The sequence below is a fragment of the Alteromonas sp. 1_MG-2023 genome, assembly GCF_030547075.1.
GTDB lineage: Bacteria > Pseudomonadota > Gammaproteobacteria > Enterobacterales > Alteromonadaceae > Alteromonas.
In genome coordinates this window covers 377,670-402,552 of the sequence record NZ_JAUOQH010000002.1, presented here as the reverse complement: position 1 = coordinate 402,552, position 24,883 = coordinate 377,670, and the positions used below count along the sequence as shown (strand labels likewise).

Annotated in this window: 16 protein-coding genes and 1 tRNA gene; 13 read left to right on the top strand and 4 right to left on the bottom strand. The window is 43.0% G+C overall.

The window, feature by feature from the left end; genetic code table 11:
- Nucleotides 1–140: 140 nt before the first annotated feature.
- The 11 genes from Q4561_RS03655 (at nt 141) to Q4561_RS03605 (ending at nt 14,985) form a co-directional block, all read left to right on the top strand.
- Nucleotides 141–217, top strand: a tRNA-Met gene (locus Q4561_RS03655).
- Between the two features lie 912 nt (nt 218–1,129).
- The gene (locus tag Q4561_RS03650; RefSeq protein WP_303457656.1) at nt 1,130–4,498 is read left to right on the top strand and encodes an MHYT domain-containing protein; all 3,369 of its coding nucleotides are present in this window, start codon (nt 1,130–1,132) and stop codon (nt 4,496–4,498) included.
- Nucleotides 4,498–5,493 carry a two-component system response regulator gene (locus tag Q4561_RS03645; protein WP_303457655.1) on the top strand — a complete coding sequence of 332 codons (996 nt, stop codon included), beginning with the start codon at nt 4,498–4,500 and terminating at the stop codon, nt 5,491–5,493. The genes Q4561_RS03650 and Q4561_RS03645 overlap by 1 nt, the downstream gene beginning before the upstream one ends.
- 330 nt (nt 5,494–5,823) lie before the next feature.
- Nucleotides 5,824–6,282, top strand: a complete 459-nt coding sequence (gene rimP / locus Q4561_RS03640) for a ribosome maturation factor RimP (RefSeq protein ID WP_303457653.1) — start codon at nt 5,824–5,826, stop codon at nt 6,280–6,282.
- 45 nt (nt 6,283–6,327) lie between these two features.
- Entirely contained in the window at nt 6,328–7,821 is a 1,494-nt protein-coding gene (gene nusA, locus Q4561_RS03635) for a transcription termination factor NusA (protein ID WP_303457652.1), read from the top strand.
- A gap of 24 nt (nt 7,822–7,845) precedes the next feature.
- Nucleotides 7,846–10,452, top strand: coding sequence for a translation initiation factor IF-2 (infB, locus tag Q4561_RS03630; RefSeq protein WP_303457650.1), 2,607 nt, complete (start codon nt 7,846–7,848; stop codon nt 10,450–10,452).
- 169 nt (nt 10,453–10,621) lie between these two features.
- Complete coding sequence (gene rbfA / locus Q4561_RS03625) at nt 10,622–11,023, top strand: 30S ribosome-binding factor RbfA (RefSeq protein ID WP_303457648.1); 402 nt, start codon at nt 10,622–10,624, stop codon at nt 11,021–11,023.
- The gene (gene truB, locus Q4561_RS03620) at nt 11,024–11,995 is read left to right on the top strand and encodes a tRNA pseudouridine(55) synthase TruB (protein ID WP_303457646.1); all 972 of its coding nucleotides are present in this window, start codon (nt 11,024–11,026) and stop codon (nt 11,993–11,995) included.
- A gap of 106 nt (nt 11,996–12,101) precedes the next feature.
- Nucleotides 12,102–12,371 (top strand): 30S ribosomal protein S15, encoded by a 270-nt coding sequence (gene rpsO / locus Q4561_RS03615; protein WP_013783816.1) that lies wholly within the window; start codon nt 12,102–12,104, stop codon nt 12,369–12,371.
- Between the two features lie 138 nt (nt 12,372–12,509).
- Nucleotides 12,510–13,700: a YjgN family protein gene (locus tag Q4561_RS03610; protein WP_303457644.1), complete on the top strand. Its 1,191-nt coding sequence runs from the start codon at nt 12,510–12,512 to the stop codon at nt 13,698–13,700.
- A gap of 4 nt (nt 13,701–13,704) precedes the next feature.
- On the top strand, nt 13,705–14,985 hold the full coding sequence (locus tag Q4561_RS03605) for a M48 family metallopeptidase (protein WP_303457643.1): 1,281 nt from the start codon (nt 13,705–13,707) through the stop codon (nt 14,983–14,985).
- A gap of 60 nt (nt 14,986–15,045) precedes the next feature.
- Here the strand turns inward: Q4561_RS03605 and Q4561_RS03600 are convergent, their stop codons facing one another.
- Together Q4561_RS03600 and Q4561_RS03595 are read right to left on the bottom strand one after the other, a co-directional pair.
- Nucleotides 15,046–15,870, bottom strand: a complete 825-nt coding sequence (locus tag Q4561_RS03600; protein ID WP_303457641.1) for a hypothetical protein — start codon at nt 15,868–15,870, stop codon at nt 15,046–15,048.
- Between the two features lie 135 nt (nt 15,871–16,005).
- A complete protein-coding gene (locus tag Q4561_RS03595; protein ID WP_303457640.1) occupies nt 16,006–17,562 on the bottom strand; it encodes a bifunctional GNAT family N-acetyltransferase/carbon-nitrogen hydrolase family protein in 1,557 nt (518 codons plus the stop codon).
- A 255-nt stretch (nt 17,563–17,817) separates the two neighbouring features.
- Between Q4561_RS03595 and Q4561_RS03590 the strand changes: the two genes are divergently transcribed.
- Entirely contained in the window at nt 17,818–18,486 is a 669-nt protein-coding gene (locus Q4561_RS03590; protein ID WP_303457639.1) for a 2OG-Fe(II) oxygenase, read from the top strand.
- Nucleotides 18,487–18,675: 189 nt separating this feature from the next.
- The gene (locus tag Q4561_RS03585) at nt 18,676–20,364 is read left to right on the top strand and encodes a response regulator (protein WP_303457638.1); all 1,689 of its coding nucleotides are present in this window, start codon (nt 18,676–18,678) and stop codon (nt 20,362–20,364) included.
- Nucleotides 20,365–20,464: 100 nt separating this feature from the next.
- On the opposite strand, the gene Q4561_RS03580 is transcribed toward Q4561_RS03585, so the two are convergent.
- Both Q4561_RS03580 and Q4561_RS03575 read right to left on the bottom strand, forming a co-directional pair.
- A complete protein-coding gene (locus Q4561_RS03580) occupies nt 20,465–23,032 on the bottom strand; it encodes an ExeM/NucH family extracellular endonuclease (protein WP_303457637.1) in 2,568 nt (855 codons plus the stop codon).
- Between the two features lie 371 nt (nt 23,033–23,403).
- Nucleotides 23,404–24,720 (bottom strand): DUF2252 family protein, encoded by a 1,317-nt coding sequence (locus tag Q4561_RS03575; RefSeq protein ID WP_303457636.1) that lies wholly within the window; start codon nt 24,718–24,720, stop codon nt 23,404–23,406.
- Nucleotides 24,721–24,883: the final 163 nt, after the last annotated feature.

The window sequence follows — 24,883 nt, the reverse complement described above, 5'->3', positions numbered from 1 at the left end:
CGGGATGGAGCAGTCTGGTAGCTCGTCGGGCTCATAACCCGAAGGTCGTAGGTTCAAATCCTGCTCCCGCAACCACAGAAAATTAAACGATTTAATTACTGAATTGTCTAATTTAGAGACAAGCGGTAAAAATGTACAGACGCGGGATGGAGCAGTCTGGTAGCTCGTCGGGCTCATAACCCGAAGGTCGTAGGTTCAAATCCTGCTCCCGCAACCACATTATAACCCTGGCTTATGCCGGGGTTTTTTGTTTCTAGAATGCTAGGTTTCAATAATATACTTGCCTTTAGGTAAGTAGTGACCAGCTTCTAATCCTGCCCAGTAAGGCGCTTATAGTAGTGCTTGCATATTGAGGTCTTTATAACAGGGCTTTAAGTTACTCCTGGTTCAAAGCCTCATTTAACTGATTCAAATTAGCTTCCGTGTTGTGATGTTTACTTTGGAAAGATGAAATAGTAAAGCTTACGGTAATTCCAATGGTATGCTTAGCCTCACCTACTAAGCTTTATTCAATTTCCTTATAGATTTTTGACGCTACATGTACAGTACATTACTCTTGAGTTTTTAGTTCTGCTATAAAGGCATTCATGCAAAAAATTCTTCGCCTCTGCAATGGGTGACAGTACCTGAAATATGGACGGGTAAAGACAGAATGCCGGTTTCGCTCTGCTGCTCAATAACCTCGTATAAGACCAAATTCACCACACTAGATTAATTTTAATAATGTTGACTTACGCAGCGTAAATTTCTAGGTGAATTACTGTGTAAATAAGCGTCATGTCATTACAGGTTCTTCAATTTCAATAGCGTAATTATGGTTTGAGTTATTAAAGCTTATACTTTAGTACTATTCAGAAGCGTTGTTATGATCTTATGAAATATTCATACTAAGCGCTCTAGTTACAAGGCGGCGTTAGTTGATGGATGTTATAAGAATACCTGAATTTGTACTACCATCTGTGTCCGGCTGTTTTGTGGTGAATAAGCATATATAGGTAGTTCCCCCAATTTTTAATCATCAGAGTGTTACTTATATAAATATGGTTTACGAAGTGGTAAAAAAGAACCCAATAATTAGATGCGCGTTTAATGCGACGCAATTTGTTACTGAATAACAGAATAAAAAACTATGATTGAAAAATATTTTACCGTTGGGCAGGAAGTGTCGTTGCTTAATGGTCACTATGACTTTAGCTTGGTTACGCTTTCGTTACTTATCGCTATCTTCGCCTCATTTATGGCATTCAATGTGGCTTCCCAAGCAGCCGCTACAAGTCATACATTACGAAAATATACATTGCTAACAGCGGGAAGTGCCGCCATGGGGGGCGGGATCTGGGCAATGCATTTCCTTGGCATGATTGCCTTCGAACTCTGTACACCTGTGTCTTATGATATATCTATAACGCTAGTATCAGCCATTCCCGGTGTGGCCGCGGCATGGGTAGCGCTTTTCCTAATGACGAAACCCAAAATTTCATTTACTGAAATCTTAATAGGTGGTGTTTTGGTTGGTTCCGGAATTGGCACTATGCACTACAGCGGTATGGCGGCAATGGAAATGTCACCGCTACTTCGTTATAACCCGTCTCGATTTTTACTTTCTATTGTGGTCGCTGTATGTCTTGCCATGTTAGCGCTGTGGATTAAGTTTGGCCTTAGCGCTGCTAGCGAGAAAAGTGCTAAGGGTAAAAAAGGTACGCTTGGTAAAAGACAAACAAATTTCGGTCGTGATGCACTTATTTCAAGTGTTGTCATGGGGCTTGCGATTGCTGGAATGCATTACACCGGCATGTCGGCCGCACGGTTTGTTTTACCTCCAGGAATGGAATTTTCTTCACAGCCATCTGAAATTTCAGTCTACCTCGCCCTTGCTATCGCTATGGTCACGGTAACGTTAATTGCCATGGTGCTTGGACTCAGCTTGCTTTTTAAATATCGCGACGTGAGTTTTCGGGCGTTACAGAGTGAAAAAATTCAACGTGCAATAACCGATAACGCGATAGATGCCATTATAACGGTAGATAATACCGGCATTATAAAAACGGCAAATCCAGCGGTTGAAGCTGTACTAGGGTATAAACCTCATGAATTGGTGGGTAAACCCGGTACTATTTTGGCGCCTGATGATAAAAAGTCGTTGTACGATAGTGACTTTTTCGAACAAAGAACAGTACCTACAGAACAAATCATAGGGACCAGCCGTGAAGTTGCTGTGGTAGGTAAAAATGGAAGTCTTATCCCTGTCAGAGTAGGAATTGGCTACACTAAAATTGACGACAAGCCCTTGTTTGTAGGCTTCCTCTCAGATTTACGCAAACGCAAAGAAATGGAAGACGCGTTACGGGAAAGTGAGGCTAAGTTTCGCAGCTTTATTTCTAATATACCTGGCATGGCCTATCGCTGTTTAAATGAGCCAGAATGGCCGATGGTGTTTATTAGTGAAGCCGTTAAGGAATTAACGGGTCATGATGCAGCCGACTTCAGCCTTCCAAATCCTAATGTAACCTTTGGTTCTCTATGTCATCCCGACGATGTAGAAAGGATAGCCGAAGAAGTTGCTGACAATAAACAATTCACCATCGAATATCGCATTATCACCAAGTGCGGGGATGTACGATGGGTTACCGAGCATGGTGTTCATGTCCTCGACGATGACGGAAATACCATTTATCTAGACGGCTTCATCTCTGATATTACGGCTCGTCGGGAAATGGAAGAAGAGCTTAAAGCGGCGAAAGAGCGTGCTGAGCAAGCGGCTGAAGCTAGAACTAACTTCCTAGCCAACATGAGTCACGAAATTCGAACTCCAATGAATGCGATCATCGGCTTCAGCGATTTAATGTTGGCCGAAGAAATGCCGCCAGAGCAACATGGTCACTTGACTACCGTGAACCGGTCTGCAAGATCTCTGCTTCATCTACTAAATGATATTCTTGATAGCGCTAAACTTGATAAGGGTAAGCTAGATTTAGATTATCGCGATTTCATTATTAGAGAAGAAGTCGACACGGTCATTTCTACTTTTTGGCTAGAAGCCAAGCGTAAGAATATTTCCCTTGAAGTGAATGTGAAAGACGATGTTTGTGAAGCCTACAATGGTGTGCCTGAAAGAATAAGGCAGGTGCTTAACAACTTAATTGGCAATGCAGTTAAGTTTACCGGTGACGGTAGCGTGGTTGTCGAAGTATCAAGTGACGTGTCAGATGTTTATTTCAAAATTAACGATTCCGGCATCGGCATGAACGACGAACAAGTTAACCGCGTTTTTGATGCTTTTGCACAGGCTGATGCATCAATGAGTCGCAAATACGGCGGAACAGGTTTAGGTACAACCATATCGAAACAACTTGTTGAATTGATGGGCGGTAAAATATGTGCACAGAGCGAGTTAGGGGTAGGAAGTACGTTTATATTCCGTTTACCATTAACCCCAGCGGTGCCCCCTGAAGCGGATGAAGCGGGCACGCCGGTGGATCTACCACCAATGAAAATTTTGATAGTGGACGACATAGCACAAAATATCGATTTGCTATCGTTATTGTTAAAGCGTTCAGGGCATAGCGTGGTGGTAGCAAGAGACGGTCAAGATGCTTTAGAGAAAATGGAAAATACGCCAGGAATTGAGCTTGTGTTAATGGATTTACAGATGCCAATTTTGGATGGGTTAGAGGCCTCTATGCAGCGTCGAAAATACGAAGAGCAGCATAACTTACCCCGTTTACCTATCATTGCCTTAACCGCTAGTGTGTTGGTACAAGACAGACACGCTGCAAGTGACGCTGGAATGGAAGGTTTTGCCAATAAACCGATTGATTATCCTTTGTTAACCCGTGAAATGGCAAGAGTACTTGGTAAAGAGGTTAACGATACCGCGACCAAAATACGTTCAGTGGAAAAAGTGGAGCGTAAATTAACGAAGGTGGTTGATTTATCCAGAGCGGTTTCGTTATGGGGCGATGCTGAAACGCATCATAATGAAGTGGCTAAGTTCACGCAGATTAACGAATCAAAAATAGCTGAAATGACAGCAGCAATCATGCAAAATGATGCCCCTAAAACAGCCTCGTTAGCTCATGGTATTAAGGGGGTGGCGGGCAATCTTTGTCTTAACCCTTTGATGGCCGTTTGTAGAGATATTGAGAAAAATGCTCTTAAGGGAGAGTTAGATATCTCTTCGGTGCAGCAACTTAAAAAAGCCTTCAATGAAGTTATTACTTGGGTACAAGGGGAAAGCGAGAAGGTTAGTGCCTCTACAGAAAAGGAAGAAATAGACCTTCCCCTACTAATTACTTATTTAACAAACTTGAAATTAAGCGTTACACAAAATATGCTTGATGAAGAAGTGTTAAAAGAAATGAAAGGGCTCGCAAGTGGCCAATATAAAGACTCTATTGCTGCTATATTAATGGATATTGATGATTTTGAGTTTGAACGCGCCGAAAGCCAGCTTTCGGAGCTTATCGACACCTTGGTTAAAGAGACTGAAACGCAATAATGCTTAGAAACATTGAGAAGCCTACGTTATTACTCGTTGATGACGAACCAGTAAATTTAAGGGTGTTAAAGCAGTTGTTGTCGGCAGACTATCAATTGATTTTTGCTAAAAATGGTGAAGAAGCAATTCGTCTCGCATCTGTGCGGCAACCTAAGCTTATTTTACTCGATATCATGATGCCAGGTCTCACTGGGTATGAAGTGTGTCGCGTACTGAAAGGTCAAGATAGTACCCGCGCAATTCCAGTCATATTTGTTACCGCGTTAAACGACGAGCAAGATGAAGCGGAAGGTTTCGAAGTTGGCGCTGTGGATTACATTACTAAGCCTATTTCTCCACCTGTGGTTAAAGCACGAGTAAAAACCCATTTATCGTTAGTGAAGTCTGATGAACTCATGCATACACGCTTGCAGGTTGTTCAACGATTGGGCAGAGCGGCTGAATACAAAGATAACGAAACCGGCATGCACGTGCTGCGAATGAGTCATTATGCAAAGGTGCTAGCACTCGCGTATGGTTTCAGCGATCAACAGGCAGAAGTTCTGTTACATGCAGCACCAATGCACGATATTGGTAAAATTGGTATCTCAGACAGTATTATGCTGAAACCCGGCAAGCTGACTGATGAAGAGTTCGATATTATGAAGACTCATCCGATAATTGGCGCTGAAATACTTGGCGAATGCGACTCTGAATTGCTTGAAATTGCGAGATCGGTTTCATTAACTCACCATGAAAAATGGGATGGTTCAGGTTACCCGTACGGCATTGCAGGGGAAGATATCCCTATTGAAGGTAGAATTTGTGCTGTAGCCGATGTGTTCGATGCACTGACTAGCAAGCGTCCGTATAAAGATGCGTGGACGGTTGAAAAAACCCTCGCGCTGATGGAAAGTCAAAAGGGCGCACATTTCGACCCTAAGCTCATTGATTTACTGATGGAAAATTTACCGGAAATTTTAGAAATCAAAGAAAAGTGGAAAGACGAAGATTAACAGCCCGTACTATTAACACAGACTAACAACTAATAGTCGAGTGCTGTTGCTTAATGTGGCACCAATCAGTATAATGCGCTCATTAAGTGGTGGTAGCGGGCTCCCTCAGTGTTCAGGAAAGTAACGCTTCCATTATCTAGCAAACATCACCTACCGGTGGTTTTTACCCATATGTTTGCATTTGTCTGTTGGACAAATATGGGTTCAGAATTTTAATAAAAGCCCCGCTAGTACGGGGCTTTTTGTTGCATTAGACCCTGGAGTCAGCCTAGCTGAGCTAGGTGATGACAGGTGGGCTTTAGGCCCTTTTTTCGTTTTTGGAGGTTTGCATTGGCAAAACTTGAAGAGAAACTAACCGAAATGTTAAACCCAGGCGTTGAAGCGTTAGGGTTTGAATTGGTTGGGATCGAATTTGTACGAGCGGGGAAACATTCAATTCTTCGTGTTTTTATTGATCACGAAAATGGTATATCCGTAGATAACTGTGCAGATGTGAGTCATCAAGTAAGTGCGATTTTGGATGTTGAAGATCCAATTAGCACAGAATATAACCTAGAAGTATCTTCACCAGGTATGGATAGACCGCTTTTCAAAGAGAAGCACTATGTTGAATCAGTAGGTGAAGTAGTTCAGGTTCGTTTATCTATGCCGATGGACGACAGACGTAATTTTAAAGGCAAAGTATTGGCTTGCGACAATGGCGTAGTCAATATTGAAGTGGATGGCCAGCAGTTCCAGTTAGCTGTGGCGAATATCGAAAAAGGTAACGTTGTTCCCACATTTGAATAACGGAACAGCAATGCTTTCATCGACGAAAGCTTGAGTGAGGCTAAAATGAATAAAGAAATTTTGTTAGTGGCGGAAGCCGTTTCAAATGAAAAACAAGTGCCTAGAGAAAAGATTTTTGAAGCGCTGGAATTTGCAATAGCCAGTGCCACCAAAAAGAAAAATGAAGGCGATATTGAAGTTCGAGTAAGTATCGACAGAACCTCTGGTGACTTCGACACATTCCGTCGTTGGTTAATTATTCCTGATGATCAGGAACAAGAAAACCCATTCGCAGAAATTACCCTTTCTGCTGCGCAAGTAGAAGAGCCTGAGCTTCAATTAGGCGATTATGTGGAAGATCAGATTGAATCTATCAAATTTGACCGCATAACTACGCAGACCGCGAAACAGGTTATTGTACAAAAAGTACGTGAAGCTGAACGCGCGCAAATGATTGCTGAATACGAAGATAGAGTCGGTGAGTTGGTAACGGGTACGGTTAAGAAAGTAAACCGCGACAACATTATCATCGATTTAGGTAATAACGCAGAAGGCGTTATCTATCGCGACGATATGCTTCCTCGTGAAACGTTCAGACCAGGCGACCGTGTTCGCGGCCTACTTTATGTAATCCGTCCTGAAGCACGTGGCGCACAGTTGTTCGTCAGTCGTACTCATCCTGACATGCTTGTAGAGCTGTTCAGACTTGAAGTACCAGAAATTGCGGAAGAAACACTAGAAATTAAAGCGGCGGCTCGTGATCCGGGCTCTCGTGCAAAAATTGCCGTTAAAACTAACGACAAACGCTTAGACCCAGTCGGTGCGTGTGTAGGTATGCGTGGTTCACGTGTACAAGCAGTATCGGGCGAATTGGGTGGTGAGCGTGTTGATATCGTATTGTGGGATGAAAACTCTGCACAATTCGTTATTAACGCTATGGCACCTGCAGAAGTTGCTTCTATCGTTGTGGACGAGGACAGCCACATGATGGACGTAGCAGTAGAAGCTGACAACCTTGCTCAGGCAATCGGTCGTAGTGGTCAAAACGTTCGCCTTGCTAGCCAGTTAACTGGTTGGGAACTGAACGTGATGACAGTGGAAGACTTGAACAAGAAACATGAAGAAGAAAACGCGAAGGTGTTGAACATCTTCACTGCTGGTTTAGAAGTAGATGACGAATTTGCGGCTATGTTAGTTGATGAAGGTTTTACCACCTTAGAAGAAGTGGCCTACGTGCCAGCAAGCGAACTTCTTGCTATTGACGGACTTGATGAAGATACCGTTGAAGAATTGCGTAATCGTGCACGTGCATTCCTTACGACCCGTGCATTGGCAAATGAAGAATCGCTTGAAGGCGCAGAGCCTACCGAAGCCTTACTAGGCCTTGAAGGAATGAGTAAGCACGTGGCCTATGTGTTGGCCAGCCGCGGCATTACCGACCTTGAAGGACTGGCCGAGCAAGGCACAGATGAAATTAGTGATATTGATGAACTGGATGACGCTACTGCTGGTGCCCTTATTATGGCAGCACGTAACATCGTTTGGTTCAATGAAGAGTAAGGTCAACAGGGGGAATAATACGTAATGGCAGATGTATCTATTGAAAAGCTCGCCAGCGACATTGGTACGACCGTTGACCGATTGGTTGGCCAGTTTAAAGACGCGGGTATCACAAAGAATGCCGGCGCTCAGGTTACTGAAGAAGAGAAAAAGAAACTGTTGGATCATTTAAGTAAGCAACACGGCAGCGCGTCCGAACCACAGCGCATGACTCTTAAACGTAAGACAACCAGTACTATTAGCGTAGGCAAGTCTAAAGAAGTTAAAGTAGAAGTACGTAAAAAGCGTACTTATGTGAAGCGTACTGATGCTGAAGAGCAACAACGCCAAGCTGAAGAAGAAGCTAAATTAGCCGAAGAAGCACGTTTGAAGCGCGAAGCAGAAGAAAAAGCGGCTGCTGAAGCGAAACAAGCGGCTGAAGAAAAGGCACGTAAAGCGGAAGAGTCAAGAAAGGCTGCTGAAGAAGAACGTGCACGTCGCGTAGAGCAAGCGAAGAAAGACGCTGAAGCGCGTAAGAAGAACGAACCTGAGATGTCTGCTGAAGAGAAAGCTTCTCAAGAAGCTGCTCGTCAGGAAGAGGAACGTCTTCGTAAGGCTCAAGAAGAAGAAGCACAGAAGAAGCTTGAAGAAGATGCTAAGAAAGCGGCTGATGAAGCACGTAAATTAGCAGAAGAAAACGAGCGTCGTTGGAAAGAAGAAGCTGAAGCACGTAAGAAAGCGGAAGCTGAAGAAGTACATTTGCATTCAAACCGCTATGCTCAAGAAGCAGAAGACGAGCAAGACGCCCAAGTTGAGCGTTCTTCACGTCGTCGTAGAAAGTCTAAGCGAAATGCGGGCGAGCACTTGAAGCAAGGCTTCAACAAGCCAGCTCAACCTGTAGAGCGTATCGTTAAACTGGGTGAAACTATCACCGTTGGCGAACTTGCTAGCAAGTTAGCGATTAAGTCTAACGAAGTTATCAAAGCCATGATGAAAATGGGTGAGATGGCGACGATTAACCAGGTTCTTGACCAAGACACAGCAGTACTTGTTGTTGAAGAGATGGGCCATAAATTTGAACTGGTTAACGACAATGCACTTGAAGAAGAATTGTTAGCTGATGATGGTACAGGCGGTGATAAAACATCACGTGCACCTGTAGTGACTATCATGGGTCACGTTGACCACGGTAAAACATCACTACTTGATTACATTCGTCGCGCGAAAGTGGCAGACGGTGAAGCCGGTGGTATTACCCAGCATATCGGTGCTTATAAAGTACAAACTGATAATGGCGAAATCACGTTCTTAGATACTCCAGGACATGCCGCATTTACTGCAATGCGTGCTCGTGGAGCAACGGCAACCGATATCGTTATCTTGGTTGTTGCGGCAGATGATGGCGTAATGCCACAAACGAAAGAAGCGGTTCAGCATGCTCGTGCAGCAGGCGTACCGTTAATCATTGCCGTGAACAAGATGGATAAAGAGTCAGCCGATCCAGATCGTGTTAAAACTGAGCTTTCTCAACTGGAAGTTATTTCAGAAGAGTGGGGCGGTGAGCACCAGTTCTGTAACGTTTCTGCTAAAACCGGTATGGGTGTTGATGGTCTTTTAGAAGCTATTAACCTTCAAGCTGAATTACTAGATTTACAAGCGGTAGCTAAAGGCCCAGGTCGCGGTATCGTTATTGAATCACGTCTTGATAAAGGCCGTGGTCCAGTCGCTTCAGTACTTATCCAAGAGGGTGAGCTGAAAGCCGGTGATATCTTACTATGTGGCGAAGAATATGGACGTGTTCGTGCAATGCGCGATGAGCATGGTCAAGAGCTTAAGCTAGCTGGCCCATCTACACCTGTTGAAGTACTGGGTCTATCTGGTGTTCCAGTAGCCGGTGAAGATGCAGCGGTAGTTAAAGATGAGCGTAAAGCACGTGAAGTAGCGGCTAAGCGTCATCAGAAGAAGCGTGAGCTTAAACTTGCTCGTCAGCAAAAAGCTAAGCTTGAAAACATGTTTGCAAACATGGAAGCAGGCGACGTTAGTGAACTTAACATTGTACTTAAAGCTGATGTACAAGGTTCTGTTGAAGCGATTGCTGAGTCGTTGATTAAACTATCAACGGCAGAAGTTAAAGTGAACATAGTTGGTAGCGGCGTAGGTGGAATCACTGAAACTGATGCAACATTGGCAGCAGCTTCTGGCGCTATCGTACTTGGCTTTAACGTTCGTGCCGATGCAACTGCACGCCGCGTACTAGAAGCTGAAGAAATTGATTTACGCTACTACAGCGTTATTTATAGCCTAATTGACGAAGTGAAAGCAGCAATGAGCGGTATGCTTGCGCCAGAATTCAGACAAGAAATTATTGGTCTGGCTGAAGTGCGTGATGTATTTAAGTCGCCTAAGCTTGGTGCTATCGCTGGTTGTATGGTTACAGAAGGTGTGGTTAAGCGTAGCAATCCAATCCGTGTACTTCGTGAAAACGTAGTAATCTATGAAGGTGAACTAGAATCTCTACGTCGCTTCAAAGATGATGTACAAGATGTACGTAACGGTATGGAATGTGGTATCGGCGTTAAGAACTACAACGACGTAAAAGTTGGAGACCAAATCGAAGTCTTCGAAATCGTTGAAGTTAAACGCGAAATCTAATTGCCTCACTAAATCAGTATAAATAAAGCGGGGGCACAAGCCCCCGTTTTTGTCTGTCACTTTCGCAACAGCTTAGCTTATTTAAACTAAGCTTTAGAGGCTAAACCTTTAAAAGGCTTTGCGTTAAAGTGATTGGCAACTATCGCTGATTTAAAGATAGGAGAAAGTTATGGCTCGTGAATTTTCACGTACCGACAGAGTGTCGCAGCAAGTTCATAAAGAAGTGGCTAGCATTCTGCAAAATGAATACAAACACCGCGTAGGCGATATGCCACTTATTACTGTGTCTGAAGTAGAAGTAACACGAGATTTAGCCCATGCTAAAATTTACGTGACTATCTATAACAGCACAGAAGAAGAAGGCAAAAGACAAATAAAGCAGTTGGCCGAGTTTCAACCGTTTATTCGCAGCATTTTGGCTAAGCGTTTACGTATGCGTTCTGTACCGCACCTTCATTTCTTTGAAGATAAATCAATTATTGAAGGTATGCGCATTTCTAACTTGGTATCGCAGACCGTTGCGGCAGATGACGCAAAGCGAGATACCGACGAGTCAGAAGAGAAGGAATAAATGGCAAGGCGTCGTAAAGGCCGTGATATTAACGGCATAGTGTTGCTAGATAAGCCATTAGGTGGTTCTTCAAACCAACTTCTTCAAAAGGTACGTTGGTTGTTCAAAGCTTCGAAAGGTGGGCACACAGGTGCACTAGACCCTTTAGCTAGCGGTATGCTGCCATTGTGTTTAGGCGAAGCCACTAAGTTTTCTCAGTTTCTATTAGATGCAGAGAAAACCTATGAAGTGACTGCTACTTTAGGTATTCGTACTACTACCTCTGACGCAGACGGTGAAGTTGTTGAAGAAAAGCCAGTAACAGTAGGCGAAGAGACGGTTCGAAACACGTGTTTGCAATTCTTAGGTAAAAGCAAGCAAGTGCCTTCCATGTTTTCGGCCTTAAAACACCAAGGCAAGCCCCTTTATCATTATGCTCGTCAGGGGATAACGGTTGAGCGTGAAGCCAGAGACATCGAAATATTTGAACTCGAAGTTACCCGTATTGCGTTGCCTGAAGTGGATATGCGGGTTAAATGTAGTAAAGGCACTTATATTCGTTCGTTAGTAGACGATATTGGTCAAATTCTTGAGTGCGGTGCATATGTTACTCGTTTACATCGCACTGAAGTAGCAGATTATCCAACAGATAAAATGGTATCTCTTGATACCCTTATTGCTACCCAAGAAGCGTTGGAAGAAGGGGACTTTGCTGCACTTGATGCGTTTATGATCCCCATGGATACCGCGGTAAGTCGCTTACCTGTGGTTTTCATTAACGATGCTGAAAAACATCGTTTCGATAACGGCCAAAGCGTGAAAGGTACTTGTAGCGAAGCACTTGTTATTGGCCAACCTTACCGCGTTTATTTTGGTGAAAACGAACAAGGTTTATTTTTAGGCGTAGGGGAAGGTGTACAAGATCCGAAAGATCAGCCAACGTCTAATGGCGATATTTTTGTTAATCCGAAAAGACGGGTAGTGTACAACTGATAAAGTTTGTACTTTCCCTTGCTAACTCGCGCGCTGTCATTATAATACGCGCTTCATTCCGTCTGGCTGAATTAGTGATCGGCCGGACATAATTTAGGAGAATGTTATGTCACTAACTAAAGACGAAACTGCAACAATCATTGCTGATTATGGCGTAAAAGAAGGTGATACTGGTTCACCTGAAGTTCAAGTTGCGTTGTTAACTCACAACATCAACAAGCTTCAAGGCCATTTTGCTGATCATAAGAAAGACCACCACTCACGTCGCGGTCTTTTACGTATGGTTAGCCAGCGTCGTAAGCTTCTAGACTACCTTAAAGGCAAGAACGCTGAGCGTTATCTTGACCTAATTAAGCGTCTTGGCCTACGTCGATAAGCTTAAGTTTTTAATGAAAAAAGCACCCTAGGGTGCTTTTTTTATACCTTTAAAACGTTGCCCGAATATTAAATATTGCGTATGTTTAGTTTTGTAATGCTTTAAGCATATGGAAGTTACTAATAATAAGAGGGATGTATGTCATCAAGTATCGATTACTCAACGTATTCACTGGAAGAATTAAAACAAGCTCGCGCTACTCTTAATGAAGTTGAGCACCCAGAACGGGCTCACGAGTTAGAAGAGCGTATCGCGCAGTTTGCATCACCAGAAAACCCACCTACAGCACCTACCGCAGACGTTTTGAGAAAGGGTAAGGTTTCCTTTCATGGTAAAGCGTCAGAATTCTTTTCTATTTGGATTGTGAACTTATTGCTTACCATTGTGACTTTAGGTATTTATTCTGCGTGGGCAAAGGTAAGAACAAACCGTTACTTTTATGGTAATACTGAAATTGACGGTCATCGGTTCTCCTATTTAGCCCATCCTCTACAAATTTTAAAAGGCCGTATTATTGCGGTGTGTCTATTTGCAAGTTACTTCATTTTAAGTGCCCTAAACCCTATTGCAGGTGCAGTCATGGTGTTGGCTTTAATGCTATTTACGCCTTTTATGATAGTGCTAGGTCAACGTTTCAGTATGCGTATGACAGGATATCGAAATGTTCGGTTTAAATTTAACGGCGGCTTTGGCGATGCATTTGTCGTTTTCGTTGTTTTGCCTTTCGTTAGCTTATTTACCATGTACTTAATGTTGCCATGGGCGCTTAAGAAGATAGATGAATACCTCGTTGACAAATCTGCGTTCGGTGACAGTCGTTTTCGCACTAAACTGAGCACAGGTTCCTACTATTTGGCATCATTCGGGGCTGTGGGTATTGTCGCGGCAGTATTTATTATAGGTGTGAGCATAATGGGTTTTGGCTTCACTAGCGTTATGCAAACATTAGAAACCGGCGCGCCTATGGCTATGCTCGCCTTCTTTGCTATGTATATTATCGCCTTTGCTATTTCGTCCAGTTTTTATACTGCACTCATTCGTAACCATATTTATGCAAACAGCGAAATTCCAGATGTGGCGCGATTTGATTCCAATGTGGGTGTAATGCCGCTGGTATGGCTTAGAAGCACAAACGTTATTGCTATCGTTTTATCCTTAGGGTTTGCTATTCCTTGGGCGAAAATTCGCAGTGCTCGTTTCTTTGCGAATGCGACTGAGGTCACAGTGTTATCAGGCATTGATAGCGTAACCTCAGTTAACACCGGGTCTGTGGGCGCGACTGCTGAAGAAGCGGCTACATTGTTCGATGTTGATGTCGCATTAGGCTAGCCTAATGATAGACGGGCAGTTATATCAATCAGAAGGTTCATCGGTAACACCTATTACCGCGAGTATTGAAGATAATGCATTGATTATTCGTTTCTTAAACGATGAACAGTGTGTTTCTAAAAGCGACCTAGTATTAGGCGAAAGCAATACTGCAGCAGACGTAAGCGTTGGCGTAGGGATTGCCCAAAGCGCTGGCATATCGATAGCCCAAAGCGCTGGCGTAGAGATTAGCGAAAGCGCTGATGTAGAGATTAGCGAAAGCGCTGATGTAGAGATTGTGAAAATCGCTGAGCTAGATAGTGAAAGCACTGCGCCTTTAAGGTTTGAACAATCGCAAGTTAACGCGAAGTCGAAGCTGGGTAACTTGCCTCGAGAAATCACCTTACCTAACGACCGCTTATTGGTTTGTTCACCATCACCACTGTTAGATCAGTGGTTAGATGGTGGGGCAGGTAGTCGAATCTCTCAAATGGAAACGAGAAAGCGGTGGTTAATCGCGAGTGTTTTATTAGTACCGCTTTTACTCTACGTTATTTTTGTACAAGGGATGCCATGGGCAGCCGTTAAATTTGCTGACCAGGTACCGTACTCTATTAAAACCTTAGCTTCCCAGCATACGTTGAGCGCATTAGATTATTCTATGTTGGAGCCTAGCACGCTTCCAGAGTCGCAACGTAAGCAGTTGTTGATGGGCTTCGACGCTGTTTTAGAGCAAGTGGTCCAATATAACAACCAGCAAGTAAGCCTGCCAACAAGTGAACACCGACAGTCTAAAGGGATAGCAACAAACAACATTCGGGTTCACTTTAGAGATTCCGAGATAATTGGGCCCAATGCCTTCGCGTTGCCAGACGGCACCATAGTGTTCACCGATGATTTAGTCACACTGGTGGATGGCGATCAAGGGTTACTCGATGCCATTTTGTTACACGAAATTGGTCATGTGGCGCAAAACCATTCCATGCAAATGGTGGCGGAGTCTTTATTAGCAACCCTAGCAATAAGTTACTTTTTCGGTGATATAAGCGGGGCAATTGAGTCTTTTATGGGTATCGGTACTAGTGTCATACAAAACCAATACTCACAAAAGCATGAATGGCAGGCCGACAACTTCGCTATTTCACAATTAAAATTGATGCAACGAAGTCCCGCTGATTTTGCGGATGTAATGCGTAAATTATCAAATGATGACGCAGGGGAAGAAACAGGTAATAGTTGGTTTCAATCTCACCCCACTACCAAAGCTCGGATAGAAAATGCTGAAAAGCACGCCGTTCCACAATAAAACAAACAAAAAAGGAGCCGAAAGGCTCCTTAGATAACGCTATAGAACTAAACTTGATGCTTAGCCTTGTGACAGACCCGCGTTAGAAGCTGGTGTGCTACCTGTTGAGCTAGTTGTACTTCGTGAAACTACCTTAGTGGCAATCTCTCTTAACTCATTCTCAAGACTAGTAATACGCCCAGAAAGTGACGTGTTGCGCTGTTCCAACACTGACAATTTGTCGGACAGGTTACGTAATTGCTGTTCACTGCTTTGTTTATCATTCGAGACTTGCTCAAGTTGCACGTTTAGTGCAAGAATTTCGTCAGCGAGTGAAGCTAATTGATTTTTAACCGAACCCACTTGGCTATTTTGACTAGCAAGATCGTCAGAAACTTTCTTAATATTGCCTTGAAGGGCAGTTTGAACATTACCCACTCTATCACCTAAGTCAGCAATCTCTTTTTGGTTTCTACGCCAGGCAGACGCCCAGAGTTTATCCATCTGTTCCCACAAATCGTTTGTCTTGCTTGCCAGCTCGTTCACTTTTACTTGTAAGGCAACCGTCGACTCGCCCATTTCTTCACCGGTAGCAGACAGTTTGTTTTCTAATTCAAGAATACGTTTTTCTGCTAGTGACGCGACCTCTTTTTGCTGTTCTACTAAGGTGTATAAGTAGTAACAACCGCCGCAGGCAGCAATCGCGATAACTGCAACTAGGAAGACCCAGAGACCATTTCCACCGCTACTCTTTTTTTCAGACGTTTTAGGAGGAGGGCTAGAAGGCGATGGGGAATTCGAAGACGCTCTAGTGGGCGTAGGTTGACGCTTTTTTTGGTAGTCGCGACGATCTTCGTCATCTAAGCGAATAGTTGGAAAATCATCATTATTCGAATTATTTGCCATAAGTTCTCTATTTTCTCTCATTTAAGCTTTGGGTTAACTGCACCTATCTTGTTTAAGGTGCAGTAACCGAAACATAATTAATCGCGCATAATAACATCGATATTATATTGAATTAATTATAAATACCAATGGCGATTAAGTATCGTTATTAAACCATTCCACACGATACAAATCACGGCGGCGATCGAGATAGTTTCTCACTGAACCTTCATTTTGAAGCTTTGTGAGTTTGTCCAAATCTAAGTCAACAATTAGCGTCATTTCAGTGTTCGGTGTGGTTTCAGATACAATAGCATCGTGAGGGAACGCAAAGTCACTAGGTGAAAATACCGCTGTTTGTCCGTACTGAATATCTACGTTGTCTACTTTAGGTAAATTACCAACGCTACCTGCAATAGCTACATAACACTCGTTTTCAATAGCACGGGCTTGTGCACATCGTCTTACGCGCAAGTAGCCATTTTTAGTGTCTGTCCAAAACGGCACAAAGAGGATTTGCATTTCTTGTTCGGATAGTAGCCTTGCTAGCTCAGGAAACTCTACGTCGTAACAAATAAGTACACCAATTTTCCCGAAGTCTGTGTCAAATACTTTCAGGCTGTTACCGCCTTTCATTATCCAATCTTTCTTTTCGTGCGGGGTAAGGTGTAATTTGTACTGACTTTCAATGGTACCATCGCGCTTACAGATATAACTTACGTTATAAAGCTCATCTTCCTCTACTACAGGCATTGAGCCCGCAATAATCGTAATGTTATACGACACGGCAAGGTGAGAGATAGACGTTAAAATTTCATCTGTGTACGTTGCCAAGTGCCATATTGCATCAATTGAGGTCTCAGATGGGCTAAGCCCCATTAATGGCGCATTAAAAAATTCTGGGAAGAGTGCCACATCGCAAGAATAATCTGACAATGCATCTACAAAATACTCTACCTGCTGTAATAGCTCTTCCACATTATTGAAATAACGCATTTGCCACTGAATACAGCCAATACGGGCATTCGACTTTCGACCCGTGATTAAAGACGGGTTGTTTGGCTCATAATAGATATTGTGCCATTGTAATAAGGTTGCATAGCCTTTAGATGCTTCGTCTTCAGGTAAATAGGCGCTAAGCACCTGCTTAACTTCAAACCCATTCGATAATTGAAAGGTTAGAATAGGATCGTAAATATCTTTTGATTTGACCTGTTCAATGTATTCATAGGGCGACAGTTCTTTCGCGTAATTTTTGTAAGTAGGAATACGGCCGCCAGCCATAATCGACTTCAAATTTAAGTTTCTGCATAGCTCTTTGCGGGCTTCATACAAACGTCGTCCTAATCGCAGCCCTCGATAATCTGGACACACTATAACTTCCACGCCGTATAACACATCGCCATTTGGATCGTGGGTGGTGAGGTACGCATCACCAGTAATTTCGTCGTAGCTATGCTTATCACCGAATTGGTCGTAATCAACAATGACCGAAATAGCGAACGCAACAACTTTGCCTTTATCTTCTAAACAGATTTGTCCTTCGGGAAACGTTGTGACTTGCGCCTTAAAATTATTGTAAGGCCAAGCGCCACCTACGTTTGCATAGACATTGTCCATTAACGCTTTTACATCGCTGTAATCATCTAGGCGAAGATTTCGCAGTGCAAGATGATGTTCAGTTTCTTCAATTACTGTTTGATCCTGACTCATGCCTTTACCACCAGTGGTTGTTTTACATATTTGAGCATATTTATTTCCGTGGGGCTAACGCTATTATTTTTGGTGTATTAGACGTTTTAAAGCAAGTTTTATTCCCCTTAAAACCAAGGCTTTATATAAATGCTAAGGTACGGTGTTTTATTGTTCGCAAACTGAGCATTTTTTGCTTGCTGCAAGGCTGACTTAAGCGTATAAACCCGCATCCCTTTTTTGGTGCTATCACTTAGCCAAGTAAAATAACAACCCATGGAAAATTTCCCGTTAGATATTCGTAAGCCCCTGCATATTTTTGATGAAAGCTACTTTAGTAACATCGTAAATGATTTGTATGAAAAAGGCTTTAGCATTAGAGCGTTAGGGGTACCAAGTTTTATTGTTGATGCGTTAGTGCGTTGCCAAGATTCTTTGTCAAAGCAAGCGTATCAACGTGCCGGAATTGGCAGGGCTGAGCAATTTCAACATCACGAAAAAGTGAGAAGCGACGAAATTTGTTGGATAGACGGCACCTCAGAAGAAGGGCAGCTTTGGCTTGATTGGTGTGAAGCATTACGTCTGTATATTAATCGTCACTTATTTATGGGCCTGTTTTCATTTGAAAGCCATTTTGCCTGTTATGAACCCGGTAATTTTTACAAACGGCATTTAGATGCGTTCCAAGGGCAAAGCAATAGAAAGCTGTCGGTAGTGACCTATTTAAATGACAAGTGGCAGCCCAGCGATGGCGGAGAATTAGTTTTATATTCGAGGAAAAATGATCTAGAGGGCATTCAGGTGTTACCTGAAAAAGGTACGATTGCGATTTTCTTAAGTGAAGTTTTCCCTCATGAGGTGCTTAAGGCTAACCGAGAACGGCATTCGGTTGCAGGGTGGTTTAGGTTAAATACCAGTGTGAATGATAATATCGATCCCCCCTAAATAATTCATCTGTGGCAAAACACGGGTTTCTAATGCTAGTATCAAAGCATAAGTCAGTTAAACGACTCGGCTGCTGTTAACCTCATCAGTAGCCTATTGGCTTATAATATCGTAGATGGTTAAACCCTCAATTTAACGAATGTGGTATCTGCGGTAAGTCTTACGGATAAGTAATAAGTGATAAGTTGAATGTTGGAAAAAATTCCTGCCCCTACCTCAAAAGAGGATTTGCGCGTTCTGGTTATTGATAATCAGGGATTAGTGCACGATGTAGTAGCATCCGCTTTGCATGCTATTGGCATCAAACATGTTGTGAGTGCATTCAATGCTTTTCACGCTATTCGTTTATGTGAAGAGAAACGTTTCGACTTGGTGTTGCTTGCTTTTAATGTTAGTCATGACAAAGATGGCTTCCATTTGTTCGAAGAACTAAAACACTTAAATCATATCAACGATACCACCACGGTTATTTTCCTAAGCGCTGAAACTTCACCTGAATTAGTTAATTGTATTGTTGAATTGCAGCCAGATGATTTTTGGGTGAAACCGTTAAAGCCAAGCAGTATTGAGTCTCGTTTAAATTACTTGCTACAAATACGCTACAAGCTACATAAAATGCTTCATTGCATGCAAATTGGCGATTACGCTACGGCGATGTATTATGCCGAGCGCCAATTAAAAGATGCGTCGTTATCAGAATACCACCCACGAATTAAACGCCTTATCGGTGAATGTTTGCTGCAATTGCGCGACTATGAAACCTCTGAAGATTACTACCGTAAGCTGTTACAAACCATGGACCATGCCTGGGTGCATGTTGGTTTAGCCCGTTCATTGTTACGCCAAGATGAGTTGGAAGAAGCGCAGATTTTAGTGGAAGACTTACTACTTCGCGCCGATACTCGTTTTTTAATGTACGACTTACTTGCGCAATATTTTATTGAGAAAGAGCAATTTGAATTAGCTTACGAGCAAATGAAAGAAGCGAGTAAGTTGGCACCGCGTAATATTGAACGTAATAAACGACTGTGGGACTTAGCGAGGCTAAATCATGACAAAGTAGGGCAGTTGTCTGCGGTGCAAAATATGGCAAAGTTCGCCAAAAATTCTATTCATGACTCCCCCGAACTTTCTCTTAATGTTATTCGCTCTACCATTGATTTAGCCACAAGCCTAGGTGCTGGAGAGGGTGATAGATATTTACAACGTGCCCAAAACGATTTAGAAGAACTGAGTCAACAAAAAGGCGTGCAAAGCCAACTTGGCGATCAAATTGATGTAATTAAAGCGCGCATGTTGTGTTTGCGAAATGAGAAAAAGTCAGCTGAAAAGATTATGAACGAAAGCTCTGTACATACTACAGGGCAGTCGATGGAAGATAATCTGGATAAAATGAAAGCCTTTCATGAACTAGGGATGCGAGAGCATTGCATCAGTATTTTAGAAAAGCTGAAAACGCAAATTGAAGGGGATACCTTTTCTTCACAAGTGGTCGATGAATATCTAAAGCAAGAATCTATTGAGCGCAGTGAGATACAATTTACGACGAAAGAGTTAAAGAATATGGCGACGGCGCACTATAAAGAAAACCGCCTTCAGCCGGCTTATAAAAATTTACAGCAAGCTTTAACAATATCGCCGAAAGATAAACAAATTGCGTTAAGTTTAATGAAGGTGTTGCTGCAATTGCATAGCACGCAACCGCTAAATGAAGAGCAACTTGAAGTGGTTACTCTAGCCGCTCGTATGCTCACTAACGAGAAGTTATCGGATTCACAAGCTGATAAGCGCGATCAATATATCAACAAGTTAGGGCTTAAGATTGAAGAGCCACAAATTGCGGGTACGGTTGGTGTATTGGGTCAGCCAACGTCTTAGGTAAAAAAGCCTAGATATAAAAAGGGGATGGTTTTTACACCATCCCTTTTTTCGTTTTGAAACCGCCAGCGTTTATTTGTGGCGGTTACGTTTGATGAATTTACTTAGCTGAACGGCGGCGAAAGGTTAGAACACCAGCCATTAATGCTAAGATAAAGCCCATAGAACCGCCTGAATCATTGTCATCTTCAATAGGATCAGCTTCATCAGGTAATTCTGCTTCTAAGTTGAAGGTTGCAATGAACGGGTCGTGGTCTGAGCTGCGGAATGGACCTACATCAGTAAATGCATAGCCGTCTTCATCAGGGTAGTAAGAAAGCGCTTGGTCGTACTGGAATTGGTAAACTTCAGGAGAGTTAATGCTCCAATGTGCACCGTCTACCGCATCAGCAAGCATTGCTTCACTTGCAAGCACATGGTCTAAGCTGCCCACTTGCTCTGTACCGTAGAACCAGTACGAGTAACCTTCAGCATCAAACTCTTCTGCAAGGTTAACATACCCATAGTTGGCCGTGACTTCTACAGAGGCACCGTCGTCCATACCTGTGTTAGCTGCGGTCATTACCGTGTAGCCTTGGGTTTCTGCTGTGTAGTCGGTAAGAACAGCAACTGGATCTTCAGCACTGTACGAGTTCAAATCACCCAAAACTAGTATACGCTCTGGCAAGCTCTCATCACTTAACGCGTCACCTAATGTAATAGCAGCAGATACACGAAGTGCGTTACAGCTACCTTGAATGGTATCAGTTTCGCTCACTTCTTCAGCAAGATCTTCGCCACACTCAGAACCTTTCGATTTAAAGTGGTTAACCGCAACCGCAAAGGTCTTTCCGCTTTCAACATGGGCAAAAGATTGAATTAGAGAAGGGCGCATTTGTGCCACGCTATCTTCATCAATTTGCTGAATTGGCATGTCTACAACCTGAGCATCGCCTTCAGGGGTTACAATAGCTGCGCGGTATAATAAGCCAACGGTAATCGCATCAGTACCAATTGCTGTGCTATCAGCAGTGCTAATAAATGAGTACTGCTCGGCATCGGCAAGTTCAGCATTAACAGCAGCAACAAGGCTTACAATAGCGCTATCGTCCCCAAAACCATCGTTTTCAATTTCCATTAAGCCAACAACGTCAGCGTTTAAGCCAACAATAGCTTCAACGATACGCGCTTCTTGTAATGCGAATTCAGTTTCGTTTTCTGCACCACGGTTTAAATCGAAATCGTAGGTTACATCGCCGTTTGCATCTACTTCGCCATTGAAGTAGTTCAGTACATTGAAGGTAGCAATTGATAAATTACCTTCAGTTACCACTGGGTTCGCTTCACGAGTAGAGGTTACCGTTATGACTTCAGTAGGGTTAATTCTAAACGTACCAAAGCTGTAGTTTAGTGGGCCGCTAGCAGACACAGTATCGCCAATACGAATAGGATTAGCGTAGCTAAACGTAGGGAAGTAGTTAATAGTGTCTGGGTAGCTAGAACTGCTGTTGTCTTCGATTTTAAGCAAGCTAGCTTCAGATGCCGCTACGGCTTCAACGTATGCGTCTGTTAGTGGCGCAGCTACATCGCTAGGCTGACGTTTAATACCGTCACTCACTTGCATTTCACCATAACGCCATAAGTCGTTGGTGCTAGTTACCGTCGCATCAACGACTGATACAAGCATACTTTCTAATGGCTCAAGAGAGTAATCGAAAGGCATATCGATGGTCGTCATTAATACGTCATCGCTCGCACCACAATCTAGTGCAGTCACATCGCTGTCTAGGTTAAGCGTAGTCATGCCGTAGTTTTCAATAACTTCACCGTATAAACGCGCAACATTGCCTACTGCAATATCAGTAGAGCCGCTAACGAAAATACCTTCAGAGGTGGCGTCATCGCCATCGCTATCTGCTGTTTCTTCTTGTAAAAAGAAGCCGCCCGCACCCATGCCAGTAACAACGGCTTCAACGATATGACCATTGCCTACTTCTTCTGAAGCATCGCCGCTACCTTGAATGGTGCTAATAAGGGTTGCGGCATCAGCACAAACACCTAACTCAATGACTGGCTCTTCTGGTGGAAGTTCTTCATCACCGCCGCCTTCAGTACTAAAGGTTGCAACAGGGAAGGGAGTCGCTGCATCAGCATTGGTTGGTGTATCATCTAATGCGTCTACGCCACTGTACGTCCAGTTGTCAGACGAGAAGGTACCGCCATTAGCGACTGAACCATCTTTTCGATAGGCCCAGCCATCTAGGTATTCCCATGCTGTGCCATTACCATCAACGTTGATGTCGCCAAATGTATCAATAACCGCTTCGTTTTCGAAAAGCTCTACGGCATCATCGCCATTAATACCCATTGCGGTTGAGTCGTAGTCAGGGGCATAACCGAAAAATTCAGTAAAACCATCAATTTCAGAGGCTACATAAATATAGGTACCCGCTGAGGCGCTATCTGCTGGGAAAGTAAATTCTACACCATCGGTACCGCCGCCATTGTTGGCTGAGCCAAGCCCGTATACAGACAAGTCGGCAATATCGTTTACAACGTAAAGCTCGACCGCTTTAGGAAGGCCGCCGGTAAGTGATGCATCAACAACACCGCTGATGACGAGGTCGCTGGCGTTAGCCGAAAATGCAGTAAGAATACCTGCTGTTATTAGTGACAATGAAGTTTTCACTGATTGTTTCCCTTTTAAGTCTATTATTATTAAGTCTAATTTTTTAGACCTTCTTTTTATTGCTAGACCTAGCCTATAACTATAACGCCAACGCAGGAATGACTTAACGCTATTCAAGTTTACTTTTAGTAATTATCGATTAATCAGTTATTTAGCTTTATTGAGTAAGTTTATTTATGACATTGACTCGTCATAAAAGCCATTTTAACATCTATAAATAACGCTATATTGTTTAAAAAAGTATCTGGTAGTCGCTTGGTTTTATAGCCTTAGAAGCATGCGCTTTACGTTTTCTTTACCATTTCGCTGTCTGTTCTTTTTTTATTTTTTGCTCTAATTTCTTTTTGTGCTCTCTTCGTATTATTGACTAATTAGCCGTTTTTAAGCGTTTCACAAAACCAAGCGTGATCTTCTATTACTTGTTTTGAATATTGATTGGCGCTGTTGATTAACGCATTAATAGTGTCTTTGGTTAGTGTGTTGACCGCACCTCTTGCAAAGCGAGTGCTTCGCCTATCACCACGGCAATGCGCTAAGGCAAGGGTGTACCCACACAGTTTAGCGAAATAACTAAAATCACCTTCACGTGCTTTATTTCCTAATCCAATATCCTGTGGATCTAATCCTACTTTAGCGTGATGACGAGAACGAATTAACCAATGAGCATCGTCCCAAATCACTTCATCAAGTAATAAATCAGGGCGGCGCTGCATACGCCGTTGACTTCGAGCGGTAAGGTGAGCCGGGTTTAATTTATTTACTGGACATACATTTTCAAAATAGAACAGAGGTGCGGCCTTGCGCTGTTGCTTTACTTCAACAATATGGCAATAACGAAAGCTTTCAGCAGTATGCGGCTTTTTAGGACCCACTAAAAAATAGAAACGACGCAGGTTAACCGAACCGGTACCAGCATTTTCTCTGCTAGTGATATCAACAATGTCATCATCCATATAAGGTGCAAACGCGTTTAACACCTGTTGATGTTCGCTTGGGCTTAACGGTGTATATTTGTCGGTAATATGCTTAAATTCAAGCCCGTCTTCTTTCATGTGTACTGCTTTTGCCAGTGCACTTCTGGTTTCAAACTTTTCACCACACGAAGAGCGCGCTAGTGCTTTACGATAATATTTTTTTAGCTTGCCCTCTGGGGGATAATCCACTGCCTCGTTGATCACATTGGCATTTTCGGTCACCCGTTGACAGGTTGCTACGTACTCATCCAAAAATACCTGTTGCGCGTGGTTAACATGGCTAGCATCGATAGCGCGCTTAGATAAGTCAGCTTCATCTATAGCAATATGCCCTGCAGTTACACCTTCGCAATGCGCTTGCACTAATGATAGTGAAGTAAGAAAGCGCAGAATATCCCAGTGGGCATAACCGACACAGGCATCATCAAAATCGTTAGGTGAAAACACAACGGTGTCACCATGAGAACCTTCTTCTGTTAGGAAGCCGAAGTTAGACGTATGGCAATCGCCCATCACACTCGTTAAAGGCATTGAAAAGCAGGCTTTAGGTACCATTAAATGATGAGTGGCTAAATCGGCGTAAAATAGCTGCGCACTACCACGGTAAAAAACGAATGGGCTTTGGGCCATTTTTAAATGTTTTGCTAAATGAGAAGAAGGTGAGATGCCATCAATCTTGGCTATTTCTTGATTGAGAAATACTGCGCGATCCATAACTGCAATGCCGTTGTAACAATGATGGCGCTAACATTACCTTTATTGGTTTTTGAAAGCGACACTTGCGTGGATGGGTGGAATGTGAGAAATTTCGCCTGTTCGGGATTTTTGTGAGATTTTTAAACTATTGATTGGTAAATGTGATTAAAGCATTCAGAAA

What these genes read in the sequence shown, in the direction of transcription:
- nusA (WP_303457652.1), top strand. Translation starts at nt 6,328, where the DNA reads ATGAATAAAGAAATTTTGTTAGTGGCGGAAGCCGTTTCAAATGAAAAA.
- infB (WP_303457650.1), top strand. Translation starts at nt 7,846, where the DNA reads ATGGCAGATGTATCTATTGAAAAGCTCGCCAGCGACATTGGTACGACC.
- Q4561_RS03605 (WP_303457643.1), top strand. Translation starts at nt 13,705, where the DNA reads ATGATAGACGGGCAGTTATATCAATCAGAAGGTTCATCGGTAACACCT.
- Q4561_RS03585 (WP_303457638.1), top strand. Translation starts at nt 18,676, where the DNA reads ATGTTGGAAAAAATTCCTGCCCCTACCTCAAAAGAGGATTTGCGCGTT.
- Q4561_RS03575 (WP_303457636.1), bottom strand. Translation starts at nt 24,720, where the DNA reads ATGGATCGCGCAGTATTTCTCAATCAAGAAATAGCCAAGATTGATGGC.
- truB (WP_303457646.1), top strand. Translation starts at nt 11,024, where the DNA reads ATGGCAAGGCGTCGTAAAGGCCGTGATATTAACGGCATAGTGTTGCTA.
- Q4561_RS03595 (WP_303457640.1), bottom strand. Translation starts at nt 17,562, where the DNA reads ATGAGTCAGGATCAAACAGTAATTGAAGAAACTGAACATCATCTTGCA.
- Q4561_RS03600 (WP_303457641.1), bottom strand. Translation starts at nt 15,870, where the DNA reads ATGGCAAATAATTCGAATAATGATGATTTTCCAACTATTCGCTTAGAT.
- Q4561_RS03645 (WP_303457655.1), top strand. Translation starts at nt 4,498, where the DNA reads ATGCTTAGAAACATTGAGAAGCCTACGTTATTACTCGTTGATGACGAA.
- Q4561_RS03650 (WP_303457656.1), top strand. Translation starts at nt 1,130, where the DNA reads ATGATTGAAAAATATTTTACCGTTGGGCAGGAAGTGTCGTTGCTTAAT.
- rbfA (WP_303457648.1), top strand. Translation starts at nt 10,622, where the DNA reads ATGGCTCGTGAATTTTCACGTACCGACAGAGTGTCGCAGCAAGTTCAT.
- rpsO (WP_013783816.1), top strand. Translation starts at nt 12,102, where the DNA reads ATGTCACTAACTAAAGACGAAACTGCAACAATCATTGCTGATTATGGC.
- Q4561_RS03590 (WP_303457639.1), top strand. Translation starts at nt 17,818, where the DNA reads ATGGAAAATTTCCCGTTAGATATTCGTAAGCCCCTGCATATTTTTGAT.
- Q4561_RS03610 (WP_303457644.1), top strand. Translation starts at nt 12,510, where the DNA reads ATGTCATCAAGTATCGATTACTCAACGTATTCACTGGAAGAATTAAAA.